The sequence below is a fragment of the Devosia sp. genome (genome assembly GCF_017744655.1).
Taxonomy (GTDB): domain Bacteria; phylum Pseudomonadota; class Alphaproteobacteria; order Rhizobiales; family Devosiaceae; genus Devosia.
Genome location: NZ_JAGIAW010000006.1, coordinates 60,551 through 73,047 on the forward strand (window position 1 = coordinate 60,551; position 12,497 = coordinate 73,047).

Below are 12,497 nucleotides of genomic sequence, written 5' to 3' on the forward strand. Positions count from 1 at the left end.
TCCGAATGTACGGTGTTAATGCCGGGATTGCTCAGGACTGTCTAGGTGTCAGTGACCGGGTCATCGAGAGCCAACGCAGAGCGTTGCATGGCTACATAGCAGTGATGGTCGAAGTGTCATTGTTCCGATTTGAGGCCGACCCAACTAGCTGGGCATAGCGAATTACGGACGCATTGTAGGAATCTATCAGCCAATCCCACTCGGAACCGAAGTCCACAGCCATCACCACCAAGCGGCTAGAATTGTTGGACACTTTGATGGCCGTAACGGGCGACCCAGCTTCTGCGATAATCTGGGCACCCGAGATAAGGCCGGTGCAGTTGTTGAATTCCATCCCAACGGTGTGCGACCCAACGTTGATGACCTCCATGTACCATCCGGTGAAGTACATCCCGCGCATGTTGGAGAACAGCACCTCAGACGAACCCAAGTTCCCCTCCGCCTGGCAGTCGGTAAACTGCCACCCACGGTTGGTAGAAAGGGTGGTAGTCGAGGCATTTATCCCCCCAGCCGCGCTCGTGCCATTCCCGCACCCTTCCACTCTTACGCGAGTGAAATTGACGTGATTCAGATCGGTGACAGCAGGATTCTTGAAAATGCCGGCGGCATTGCTGCGATACTTGGCGCAACTATCGATCTCGACATCGATAATATCGATGTTCCAGTTGTCGGCATCGAATAGAATGCCGTGGTTCGGGCAAAAAGCGACCACCATCTGACTGAGGATGGGGGATGACCTGTGGTTGTTGCCCAAGCGAACTCCAACGAAGTCGCTTGGCGATGTTGTGTTGAGGCCGTCGATGGTAAATCGGCTAAAACCACAGATGGTTCTATCGTAGGGATATGCGCCGTCCGTCCACGCGTCCAAGGCATCGATGCCATATAGCGGCGCCGTCGTGTACCATTTTAGGCGCGTTGCCTGCTTGCCGGCGCCCTCAAGAAACACCAGTCGGCGAGCAATGATGGTGCGCGTCATGTAAATGCTGCCCGCCGGCAGGCGAACAAGCCCGCCACCCGCCTCTTCAGCCACATGCATGGCAACGGCAATCGGCTCTGAATTGTCGCTGCTGTTCCCCACGACCAAGCCGAAGTGTTGGGCCAAATATTCACCCTGCACCGCCTTGCAGCGCAGCCATGCACCGGCAGACCCGTTCTTGGCAGCACCGGATTTGACGATCACCTCACCTTCAAGATCGTCTGGGACGACATTGAATGTCACCGCACTAGCGGCTGTCAGGTTGAATGCCGTTCCCGCCAGAGCATTGGCGCGGGAAGAAGCGACCTTAAAGGTGCTGCTGCTCGCCCTGATGGCGTAGTAGAAGGTGTTGGCCGAAAGACCATCGATCGCAGATGTCGGCACAATAGCATCACCAGTCTTGAGCCGGTGCCCTGCACTAGTGATGACATCGGTGCCGGCATCTACGCTGGTGCTTGCCACAGATCGCCGCGCCACCTGAGCGGAAACATCGCTGGAGTGCCACTGAAACATGCCCTGTCGGCCAATTTCGCCCAGATACGCGAACTGGTAGCGGCTGGTGTCCAATGCCTTTAGCGCCGACCGTGTGGCGACGTTCGGTGCCATCTGGTTCGCCAAGGTGGTGGCGATCTTGGGCTCGGTCACCTCTCCGTCACTGAGACCCGTGCTCTGGTCCTGCCAGATAGTGCCATTCCAGACCCGGAACTTGCCGTCAGTGGTGTTGAAATACATCTGGCCGACGACAGGCGTGCCTGCGGCAGCCGAAGCCGCCGTATCGTCCGGATACGGCCCGAGATAGAGCTCAAGCATCGCCGCCAGGGCGTCGGCAGCATCCGATGCGCTCTGTGCCGCACTTGCCGCGGCCCCGGCATCGAACAGCAATTGATAATCGCCGTCGTCATTGATGAAGAATACGACCGACCCCTTCCACTCGCCGGCTGCGAGGGGATTACCAGCGGCATTCAGGACAGCCCGCGGCGTTTCTCCAGCAATCGACAGCGTCATCGGGCCTGTGTTTTCGGTGCTGACAGCGGCGAAGAACAGCAACACCGTTGCAGGGTTTACGCCAGAGGCAGCATCACCGGTCTGCGCATCGGCGGGGCCGGCCAGCGTGACGGACGCAAAGGTGTCAGGGAAGCCCCTACCCCAAACCCAGATGCCGCCCGAGCGGAAGTAGTCGCCATTCTTCGTCGGGTCAGGATCGTTGAGAACGCGGCCACCATAGTTTTCGCTGGCCGGCGTCACCGCATCGAGAGCAGCCTTGGTCTGCTTCACAACGGCAGGCGCATTGGAAGAGCCCATGATCTGCTCAAGAAGCTGGATGATCTCAGCTTTTGGCGGTTTACGTCCGGGGGCATAAACACTGGCGGGCGTCAGAACGGCCATCGATGGCTCCATGTAAAATCGGCCCGGCGTTGAAAGCCAGGCTCTTCAGTTCTTCGATTTTCGGTTTTCAGGTGACGGTCAGTGCGCCAGTGGCCACTGGGCTTGCTGCAACGCCCGAGCCGTTTATGGCAACGATCCAGCCGTACCGGGTGCCGGCGGAAATGCCGGTGATGATGCGATTGTCGGCAGCGTTGGGAGCGCCGTATTCCGTGGCTGCCAGCGTGGCGCCGGTCATGGTGTTGCTAGTGTTCCAATAGAGGCGCGCCCCGACGTAGTTGACGCTGTTGGGAGCGGTCCAATTGAACGTGATCTGCCCCGCTCCGCCGCTCGCCGAGACGCCAGTAACAACACCTGGGGGCGTCGGATCAGCGACGGCAGTGAGGATCTGATAGTCCGTCCACTCGGAGCGCGCCCCAGCGGACCATGTCCGCGCTCGGAACTTGTACTGCACACCGTCGGCGAGAACGTTTGTCCTGACACTGATCTGCCCCGCGTCTCCAGTGACAGATTGCGCCGTGCCGCCTGCAGTCGGCTCCCATTGAACCTGGTATTGGAACGTTTCGCTCTGCAGGGTGAATGTGGCCTCACCAAATGCGGCAGAGGCACCGCCTCCAACATCTTCCGTCTGGATTGTGACGGCAAAATCCTCAGGCTGCGGAACGCCTTCCGGCTCAACTGGAGTGACATTGGCACCCGGAATGCCCTCTTCGGTCACCGCGTTGAACTCGTAGAGATCGAAGGGCACGACGATCCCCTCGAACTCCATCGTCAAGCCTCGCAGCGACATCTTGGGCTGGCCGATGATCTCGACAATCGCCTCATCCATCTTCGGCGGCACGTGGACCCTGACGAAGCGCCGATAGGGAACCAACTTCGCCGGTTCGTAGTGCGCCTTGACGGTTACCCGTGGGGCGTTAGCGCGGATGTATGCCAATTTCTGGATGCGGGCACAGTGGTTGTGCCGCTGGACCGCCTGGTTTCCTACGGTCTTGGTGCGCTCATCATCGGTAGGATAGGGCACTCCATAGATAGCCGCATCAGCGGTATTGAAGCCCTTTTCAGGGTCAGTGTACCGGCCACGCACAGCGAGAACGGTCGTGCCCTTGCGCTTGTTTGGGTCATAGTTGACGCTGATGATGTCGTTCTCAGTGAGACGAATGTCGGGCAGCACCATCGCGCCAGGATGCACCCCGACTTTGCCCTCTGGGGTCTCGTAGAGCACCAGCTCGGCGGCCTGATCCATGATGCGACCGACAGCGACAGGATCATTGTCGGCGCGGAACCAAAAGCCACCCTGATAGCGTGGTTCGGTACCGCCGCTGCGGTTCGTCACCGTCTCGTCGCAGACATCGGCCGCCACAATCCAATCAGGCAAATGAATGTCGTCGAGGGTGAGTTTGCCGCCAACGGGATGGGTCAAATGCCATAGCCGATGAAGAGCCAGATTGTCGGTATACCCATAGCTATCAGTGCGCGGATCATAAATCCTGTCATTGCCATCGATGATCGCCGTGTGAACCGGCATGCCGTTGGGATAGACCGACTGTAGATCCTCAGCCGCCACGGACCGAACGATCATCGCTACCGTGGCCAGTCCGTCGCCCCGATGATCGTCTGTCCAGATACCAGGGAACGCGGCGACAATGCTGTCGTATGCCGAGGAGTCGTCATCGCCTACTCTAGTGCCGATTGCCACCTGGCTATCGAAATGAGCAGGCGACGTCACATAGCCGCCGACGCCGAGCCCGACAGACTCGTCATGGAGGAAATGGACGACAAAGCCCTGAATGTGGTGCGCCGCCAAAACCGTGACGTGGTAAGCCACGCCGCCGGTCTCCTCAAGAAACACATAGTCCCCGCCCTTCTTCACCCTACCGAGAACATAGGTGAGAGGAGGAACGGACTGTTTGAGATTGTACTTTCCGTCCTCTGGCTTAGGAGCATCCGGCTTCGCCGGCGTGAACACGGATGATGCCAGAAGCGCAACGCCGCCGAGCAATAGGTATGACGCACCAAGGGCCAGTGCCGGGGAGATTGCGGCAATGGTGGCAATCGGAATGCCGATAGCGCCGAGCCCCTGAATAAGGGACGGCAGAAGGAATGCGGCGATAGTCTCCGGCATCCTATACCCTCCACATCGTCAAGCCTTTGGCCATCATCGGTTGCCACTGCACGCCGTCAGCGTTGCCCAGCCACACAGCCCAGCGCGCGCCGTTCCAAATGGCGGCCCATTGCCGCTCTGCGTTTGACTTCGAGCCAACAACCGCCACGCACCCGAACTCGGGCTCATGGATGCGTTTCAAACCCACTGAGATCGCACACGCATCTAGGACTGCGACCAAATCGCCACGTTCGGCCACGAGGGCGCGGCAGGAGGCTTCATCACCGTACTGGCCGCGCCATGAGGCCGCCGGATCGTCATGGCCATTGGCTAGGCACCAGTCGGCCACCATGAGCGAGCAGTCGGTAGCACCCCAGCGGAAGCCGTTAACCTGTCCCTGAATGCTCGTCTGCCGAACGAAGTCTTCGAACGCGGCCATGCGCTCGACGATTCCGGCCTCATGGAAATGCCGGCGAAGAACTTGCACCACATGCCTGGTCGCGACGGGTCTTTCCTCGGCCGCCTTCCAAAGCGTCCGGATTTCTTGCCAGTGATTTGAGCTCGTCATGCGAAGCGCGGCCAGCGGATCGTTTTGTCAGAAAGGCCAGGGATGCGCTCGCAGAACCGATCAAACTGGCCCAGTGCCCACGCTGCGGGATTGAGGAAACGGGACCGCGCACGCTGGTCGACGTCTGAAAGCACGGCGCCACTGGTCAACTTCCGAAGGCTGAATCGATTGGTGATCTCAAGCGTGATGCTGGAAGTGATGCTGGTTTCTGACGCCACGTCGGCCATCGGCATATTGTCGATGGTACCGGTGAACTTGATTTCGGGGACGCCGATCGGCTGATCCCATTGGTCCAGCTCCTGCAAAAGAAACTGCACCTTGCCGTCGATGACATTGTTGTTTTCGAGTTCTTCGAACGCGAGCCCTGAAGCGTCAGTCGACACGCTCGAAATGCCGAGGAGCAAAGTTGCAGCCTCGCCGTTCATGGCGTGCTCTATTTCGTCCAGCCCTTCCGTCAGCATGGCGCCCTGCCAGAAGTCGCCATTTTCATCGACGAAGGGACCGGCGCCATCATGAAGGCGCACGACGCTGTCATCCGGAAAGGTCATCCGGATTAGGATTTTCAGCGATTTTATGGCCATCATGCCCCCTCAAGAGCTAAGTCATTCCACACATCGACAGCCTCAATGAAGCTGACTGAAGGGCGCGGCATGCCGGCAGCGGGAAACTCGATGTTCATTTCGTTGTCTGTCGCGAGGCGGCAAAGGAGGGTCGGCCGGTCGGCTTCAAGCCAAGCATCGGCAGGGATGGCCTGTCGAATGGCCGGGAAGACCGGAACGCGGTACGTGTTTTCGCTCATTTGCTCGATCAGCGAGCCAGTCTCGTACATGGCGTGCTGGTAACTGAAGCGAACGCCCTCAATGACCGTGCCAGCCAAAAGGCGAAGCGTTACCACGGTTGAACTCAACGGGGCATAAGCAGCCATTTCTAGCCTGACGGCGCCTTCGTAATATTCGGTGTCGTCACCGAACGGCGTGTCATCATCATGCGGATAAAGGCCGGGCGTAAAGTCGGTAAAGCCGGTCGCGGCCCACACGCGGGTTGAACAGACTGGAACGGCGATCAATCCGGATTGCCCACCAAGATCGGTGCGAATGCGATTCCACGCTCGGGCCTGCTCGAACTGCTTCCCCCGGCGGAAAGCGATGTTGTTGAGGCTGCCCGTCCAAAACCCCCGATCGGTGCGAGTGAACCTTGCAACGCCGCCAAGCGACCGACCGCCGCTCCGAGTGAAGGGCGTCGGATCAAAGGGTGACGACATTGGTGTCAGGAGCTCGGCGGGCCAGTGGATGATATCGGTCATGATAGCCTGTAATCCCCGCCGCCGCGCTGCTGCTGATATTTCGCCAGCGCCGCGGGCGCCGTCTTGTTGGCCTGGCTCACCGATGCCCCGACGATGCCAGGAGCCGACTGCGCCACAACCTTTCCGGCGGTATCGGTGACATAGGCACCAAACTTCTCGTCATCCGTGACGATGTGAACCTGAAGCGCTTGTGGCTGGGCAGACGGCAGAGACGGCATGCGAATATCGACCGGCACATTGCCGCCGGCAGGCAGCGGAATGACCGCTTCCTGACCATGGACAATGCCCTGCGGCTCACCCCTGCGACCGCCAGTGTTGGCAGTGCCGCTAGCGAAACCACGGCCGCCGAAGAGGCCGCCAAGGAAGCCAAGGGGATTGAAGCCTCCCGATTTCATCCCGCCGCCGATGAGGTCGAGGCCCATCTTGAAGAAGTTGCGGCCGAGATCCTTTACGACTGAATTCAGCAACTCCCCGGCGTCTTTTCCTTCGAGGAAGCCGTCGATGATGGTGTCGAGAGCATCCCTGCCTGCCTTTGCCAATTCCTCGGCAGACTGCTTCGCCATGTTCTGCGCTTCAGCCAGGCGACCAGCGTCGGCCGTCGCAGTTGCATAGGCATCCGCCAGTTGCTCGATCTGGGCACGCTGCTCTGCTCCGATGGTGATGCCAGCGCGGGTTGCCGCGTTCTCCAGCTCCTGGATGGCCTTCAATCGTTCTTTTGCGAAACCATAATCGTTCAGCAGCGGATTGAGCGCGGCCGTCAAAGCCGTCTCCTGCTTCAGCATCTCGATGCGCCGCTGGAACTGCTCGACAGACTCGCCGTATTTCTCGCCGGCCGACTTGCCGCCTCCGCTGCCGCCAGATGAAGGCGGGCGCCTTGGGCCACCCGGAGCACCATCGTTCGACAGGTCGGGGCCCAACTCCTTATTGAATTGACGCCATGTCGGGCTGCTCCCGAGGTCGGTCGTCGTATTCGCCGCAGCATCGCGGGCCGCAATCGCCGCATCTCGCATGGCGAAGAAGGTATCGATGACACTCAGTACGCCCGCCTTCAGCTCGGCGAACTCAGGATTGACCTTAGCGAGTTCGTCGACAGCGGCGTGAGCCGCTTCAACGCTGCCCCTGCCCTTCAGGATCTGCGCGAAGAGATCCTGCACGGCGGCATCGACTTCGCCGAACCGCCCTTTGGTGTTGGTCGCAAGGTTGGCGAGCGCCTGCTCGGCGTCCGTGAGCGCGAGCTCGTATTCTTCGGCCGTCCGAACCGCCCCGCCCATCTCTTGGTTGAGACTGACAAGGGCATCGGCCGGGGAATCCCCCAGCTGCGCCATGAATTCCAGGATCTTGGCGATGTACTCGATTTCGCGCTGACCATCCTTGATGGTGCGGGCCAGTTCGTCGCCGAGAGCGCCAAAGACCTTATCGAACCACGCCTCATCCGGAGCATTCTTGATCGCGTCCGAAACCGAGATAAGCGCTTCAGCCAGTGCAGTACTTGAGCCAACCGCGTTGTCGGCCTCACCGACGAAGACCATGACGGAATCGCTCAGCAGCACGAACGCATCGCTCACCGTCGCTGGCATGGCTTCGGCTTCCAGGCGAAGCTGCTCGAGCTGACTGGTCACACCGAACATCACGTCAGTGGTGATCTTGCCTTCTGAACCCAGTTTGCGGAGCTCAGTGACCGATACACCCATGCTGTCGGCGAGAGCCTTCGACAAGCGTCCGCCCGACTGGATGATGGTGTTGAGATTATCGCCCGACAGCTTCCCTTCGGCCATGGCTTTCGACCAGGCATCCATTACAGACTTCGCGCGATCGCCGCGGACCGCCGAAATCACCAAAGCGTTGTTCAGGCTCTCGACCAGGTCAAGCTGCTGCTCGGTGCTGTACCCAAGCGCGTTGAGCGCTTGAGCATTGCCGAGATACGATTCCGCCGTCTGGTTCAGTCCGGAATAGGTGCGCCGCGCCATTTCAGAAAGCCGCTCGAGCACTGCGGCGCCGCGATCTAGGCCGCCAGCGGCGTTCGTAACGCGGGAATTGAGATCAGTCCAAGCCGACGTCATGGCGACGATCGATGTCGTCGTGAGCGCGATGCCCAGCACGCCAAACGCGCGGCCCACAGTGCCGAGCGAGCCGACAATGCCGCGCTCGACCTTGCTGACGCTGTTGCCCAGGCTGTCGAAACGGGCCTGCATGGCACGAACGCGCTGATCGGTTTGCTGGTTTGCCTTGACCAGCGCGCGCTCATACTTCGCCGTCGACGCCTCCAAAGAGACGATCAGGCGCTCGATATCAGTTGCCATGGTGCCTCAGTGCAGATCGACGCCTAGGGGACGAAGGTTTGGACGCCCTGAGGACGGAATGCCCCGTCCCAAAGGTAGGTCTGCGTGCTAACCTGCTCGGTGACCGCATCCATCTGCTGCATGCGTTCCCAGATGTAGTCTTTTTCGCTCTCGGTGAGCTTGTTGCCGTGCTTGGGGGTGTTGGCTCGGATGTAGCCAAACCAGGAAGCCCAGAACTTCCACATCGACGTCTGGTCCACCTGCTCGGCGGTCCAGCCCATTGCAGACCCGGCGGCGTAGATGCGCGACATCCGAAACTTATTGTTCGGCAGATCGTCTAGTCGCTCGTCTTCCCCGTCGCCGGCTGCTGCTCCCCCGGAGCCTCTTCAGGAGCCCCCATGATCGCGGTTTCGAGGATACCGCGGGCGAACGAGGCGTTCAGCACGAGATCCTGAGGACGGCTCTCGACATAGGTGCGGACCAGCTTCAGGGCCTTCTGTGGCTCAACGCCGCCGCCGATCAGCCCCAGCCGAATGGTTGTGGCGACGTCCTCCAAACGCCACTGACTCGCAGCCAGGCGCGAGAGGATGACGAAAGGGCCGGCGTTGCACGCATCCTGCAGCGCAGACAGTTCGCCCCAGTTCAGGGCGAACTCATAGGTGCCGTCGGCCCAGTCGAGGGGCGGCGTCTTGCCAGAACGCGACATTAGGTCGTAGCCGCAGAGGTGCGGACCATCTCGCCATCGCTCTGCATAGAGATGTTGACGGTGACGCGGCCGGTGTTACTCGGAGCGCCGAACTGCGCACTTTCGAGGTGCATGAAGCCCGTCCACGTCCAGGTCGTGGTCGGGAATTCGAGCTCGATCTTCACCGGTACCGGATCGGCGCTTTCGGCGGCATCAGCCCAAGCTTCGACTGCGGCCTGAGCGAGAACGCCCTCGCCTTCGATCGACATGCTGAGACTGGTCGCATCGCGCCCGAGCCAGTCAATGGCCGTCGGATCGTTGCAGTCGGGAATATTGACCTCTTCCAGGCCCTTGCTGATGGTCAGCGACTTAGAAGTGAGGCCGCAGGGCGCGGTATAGACGATGGGGTCAGCGGTATTGCCGAGCAATACGCGCATCAGGCCACCCTTGGTAGTGACTGGCTTGGCCATGGTGGCCTCCTATGATGTCAGTTGGTTTCGACCACGGCCGTGAACTGCACCACGGCATGGTTGGTGATACCGTCGCTTTCGCGAAGGATGCGGGTAAGCTCATGCCGGATGGACACGAGAGCGTTGACCGAAAGCTCGAGCTCGACGTCGTGCAAAGCCTTGCGGATTTCTCCGGCGATCTGGCTGGCCTGAACAGAGCTGTAGGCAAGGCCTGAGCCCCAAGACCAACCGTCGATCTGGAATGTGATCTCCAAGCCTGAGATGCAGTCCGCGTCGTCGCTGGAGGCCGTCACCGGCCCCAGGCTGATGTACGGGCTGGTGACGTCAGGCACGAGCTGCCCAGCAACCTGCTTCTCGGGGACACGATCATAGATCTTCGTCCCAACGATCGCGGTAAGCGCTGCCACCTGCCGGAGCTTGTTCAGCGCCGCCAGCCGCAGTTCATAGATCGGCTCCATGTCAGCTCCCAGCGGCGATGCGCTTTGCGGCCTTGTTGACGGCGCGCGTCACTCGGCCCTTGGCTCGCTTCCGTGTGGCGCGATAGGCCGGATAGAAGAATGGCGTGGCGACTGTGCCCGGATGGTCTGATCCAGAAAACCGACCCTTGTTCAGATGCGGCGCGGTACCGAACTCGACGAAGCGGGCATAGAAGGCCTCACCGCCGCCGGCGTACACAGTGATGACCAAGTTGCCGCTCTCGTTCTTCTGGACCTTGCCCAGGACCATGGCGCCTTCCGGCGCCTCGCCCCACGTCCAGCCGATGCTGTCGCGGAGTTCGCCGCCATCAACTGGCGCGAGGGACTTGGCCATTTTGACGATTTCGTTAGCGCTCTGCTCCATGGCCGCGCGGATTTCAGCCTCAACCACTTCGGGAAACTTCGCGAGTTTCCGCTTCAGCCGATCGAGCCCCAAGACTTTCGCCATCAGGAGGGGACGCCTTCAGTCGCCAGAAACTCCAGCCACTGGTTTTTCCCATCGGGGTCTGCAGGCGGCGACACTACGGCGAAGACGCGAGCTTCATCCCGCGCATCCACAAGCTGCCAAGCGACGGTGATGCCCCTGGTCTTGCTCGTGTTCCGAACTGTTACGACAAACGGCTGAGTGCCGCCGAGACGGGCTGCATCAACGCCTTCGCCACCGGTGCGGGGCTTCATACCGGCCGCAGCAGTGAAGACGGTCGCGAACGGGCCTACACCGGGCATGCCGGGGCCGCCCATACCGTCGTCGCCATCGCCACGCTGCTGGAAATGGAGGCGCTCGCGCAGAGCCCCTGCCCTGCGGAAGTTTTCAGCCATCAGGACCGCTCCCGAAGAAACTGCTCAAGCTGAGACTGAGGTGACTGCTCGCTGAGCCGGGCAATTCGCCATCCGAAGGGGTACAAGGTGCGAGTGATCTTGCCATTCACCACACCCCAACGCGCAAAGTGATCCTTGGCGACTGTGCGGCCAAAGGGTCGCAACAAAACTCGCAGGGCATACCGAACAGGCGCCAGATTCAAGGCGCCGCGCATCTTAAGAAGATGCCTTGTCGGACTTGGCCTGGGCGCCGACTTTCTCGCCCTTCTTTGCCTTCAGAGCAGCTTCCACCACAGCATTGGTGATCTTGCCCGAAGCAGCTGCACCGGTGACCACTTCGCCTTCGAAACCCTTCTTGAAGGCAATGGTAACCTGAGATGTCGGCTTGTAGTCGAAGTTATCGGTGAACTTGAAACGATCAGCCATGGTTGGCTCCAATAAAAATGGGGCGCCTGTTTGGAGCGCCCTGACTGGACTCTTGCGACTTGGTTTGCTCTTCTTGCCCTTTGGGTCGGGGGGCTCGAAATGGGGTTTCGTTTTCGGCGATCTTTCAAGATCGCACCTGGTGTCAGACTTAACCTAAACTCTAAAAGCACCAGCGTCCGCATTGGGCCGAAGGGGCTCGGCTACACCATCAATTCCAACGGGAGGCGGCGGGTGACCGCATCGATCCCAGGGACTGGCATTTCCTACTCCGAAGTATCGACCGCACGGGGCAACCCCAAGCCACCAGAGGGCGAGAAAAAGAAGGGCGGCGTTTGGCCCGTCTTATGGGTGGTGGTCGCCATTTTTGCAGCCATTGGGCTGTTGAACAACGGCTCAACCAGCAATCGAAACACCGACACAACCGCAAGCCAGGCATCAACACCTGCGCCCGCCGTCACCCCTCCAATTCAGGCGCCGCCCACCGTTTCGCGACCGTCGGTGACCAACCTACCAAGGACGGAACCAACACCGCCTTTAGCACCGTCGGAAGTGCGCTTCGTGACGGCTTCATCCTTGAACATTCGGTCAGCCCCCAACACAGCCGGCGCCGTGATTGGAAAGCTCCAGAACGGGCACCAAGTCTCGGTGCTTGACCGCAGCGGCGGATGGCTCCTGATCGAAACATCCCCAGGTGTGAATGGCTGGATAAGCGAACAGTACACCTCGACCAATCGGGATCCACCTAGCGCATCACAACCCGCTCAGGCGCTTCTCACAACCCCCGCGCCTGCTGTCGATCGCGATGCCATCATTCAGAAAATCATTGAGCGCAGCATTCGAAATTACTCGGGGAACTGCCCTTGCCCCTACAACACAATGCGAAACGGTCGGCGTTGTGGAGGGAACAGCGCCTATTCAAAACCGGGCGGTCGCTCACCGATCTGCTTCCCTAGCGACGTTACGGAGGCCATGATTGCCGCCTTCAGGCAATAACTCCACCTTCTATTG

The 12,497-nt window shown here is 60.2% G+C and carries 14 protein-coding genes; 1 reads left to right on the forward strand and 13 read right to left on the reverse strand.

Annotated elements, in window-relative coordinates; genetic code table 11:
* Nucleotides 1-91 precede the first annotated feature (91 nt).
* From J7557_RS12585 to J7557_RS12645, 13 genes are all read right to left on the reverse strand, one after another.
* Entirely contained in the window at nt 92-2,362 is a 2,271-nt protein-coding gene (locus J7557_RS12585) for a hypothetical protein (RefSeq protein WP_291420415.1), read from the reverse strand.
* Between the two features lie 67 nt (nt 2,363-2,429).
* The gene (locus J7557_RS12590; RefSeq protein ID WP_291420416.1) at nt 2,430-4,484 is read right to left on the reverse strand and encodes a hypothetical protein; all 2,055 of its coding nucleotides are present in this window, start codon (nt 4,482-4,484) and stop codon (nt 2,430-2,432) included.
* A gap of 1 nt (nt 4,485) precedes the next feature.
* Nucleotides 4,486-5,031 (reverse strand): hypothetical protein, encoded by a 546-nt coding sequence (locus J7557_RS12595; RefSeq protein ID WP_291420417.1) that lies wholly within the window; start codon nt 5,029-5,031, stop codon nt 4,486-4,488.
* Nucleotides 5,028-5,615 (reverse strand): hypothetical protein, encoded by a 588-nt coding sequence (locus J7557_RS12600; RefSeq protein ID WP_291420418.1) that lies wholly within the window; start codon nt 5,613-5,615, stop codon nt 5,028-5,030. The genes J7557_RS12595 and J7557_RS12600 overlap by 4 nt, the downstream gene beginning before the upstream one ends.
* Complete coding sequence (locus tag J7557_RS12605; RefSeq protein ID WP_291420419.1) at nt 5,612-6,334, reverse strand: hypothetical protein; 723 nt, start codon at nt 6,332-6,334, stop codon at nt 5,612-5,614. The genes J7557_RS12600 and J7557_RS12605 overlap by 4 nt, the downstream gene beginning before the upstream one ends.
* Complete coding sequence (locus J7557_RS12610; protein ID WP_291420420.1) at nt 6,331-8,634, reverse strand: tape measure protein; 2,304 nt, start codon at nt 8,632-8,634, stop codon at nt 6,331-6,333. The genes J7557_RS12605 and J7557_RS12610 overlap by 4 nt, the downstream gene beginning before the upstream one ends.
* A 23-nt stretch (nt 8,635-8,657) precedes the next feature.
* On the reverse strand, nt 8,658-8,924 hold the full coding sequence (locus J7557_RS12615; RefSeq protein ID WP_291420421.1) for a hypothetical protein: 267 nt from the start codon (nt 8,922-8,924) through the stop codon (nt 8,658-8,660).
* Between the two features lie 26 nt (nt 8,925-8,950).
* Nucleotides 8,951-9,319 carry a gene transfer agent family protein gene (locus tag J7557_RS12620; protein ID WP_291420422.1) on the reverse strand — a complete coding sequence of 123 codons (369 nt, stop codon included), beginning with the start codon at nt 9,317-9,319 and terminating at the stop codon, nt 8,951-8,953.
* A complete protein-coding gene (locus J7557_RS12625) occupies nt 9,319-9,768 on the reverse strand; it encodes a phage tail tube protein (RefSeq protein ID WP_291420423.1) in 450 nt (149 codons plus the stop codon). The genes J7557_RS12620 and J7557_RS12625 overlap by 1 nt, the downstream gene beginning before the upstream one ends.
* Before the next feature lie 17 nt (nt 9,769-9,785).
* A complete protein-coding gene (locus J7557_RS12630) occupies nt 9,786-10,226 on the reverse strand; it encodes a DUF3168 domain-containing protein (RefSeq protein ID WP_291420424.1) in 441 nt (146 codons plus the stop codon).
* Nucleotide 10,227: 1 nt separating this feature from the next.
* Nucleotides 10,228-10,692 (reverse strand): HK97-gp10 family putative phage morphogenesis protein, encoded by a 465-nt coding sequence (locus J7557_RS12635; protein WP_291420425.1) that lies wholly within the window; start codon nt 10,690-10,692, stop codon nt 10,228-10,230.
* Nucleotides 10,692-11,063 carry a head-tail adaptor protein gene (locus tag J7557_RS12640; protein ID WP_291420426.1) on the reverse strand — a complete coding sequence of 124 codons (372 nt, stop codon included), beginning with the start codon at nt 11,061-11,063 and terminating at the stop codon, nt 10,692-10,694. Before J7557_RS12640 ends, J7557_RS12635 begins: the two co-directional genes overlap by 1 nt.
* Before the next feature lie 216 nt (nt 11,064-11,279).
* On the reverse strand, nt 11,280-11,489 hold the full coding sequence (locus J7557_RS12645) for a hypothetical protein (protein WP_291420427.1): 210 nt from the start codon (nt 11,487-11,489) through the stop codon (nt 11,280-11,282).
* A 99-nt stretch (nt 11,490-11,588) separates the two neighbouring features.
* Between J7557_RS12645 and J7557_RS12650 the strand changes: the two genes are divergently transcribed.
* On the forward strand, nt 11,589-12,482 hold the full coding sequence (locus tag J7557_RS12650; protein ID WP_291420428.1) for a DUF4236 domain-containing protein: 894 nt from the start codon (nt 11,589-11,591) through the stop codon (nt 12,480-12,482).
* The last annotated feature ends 15 nt before the right edge of the window (nt 12,483-12,497 follow it).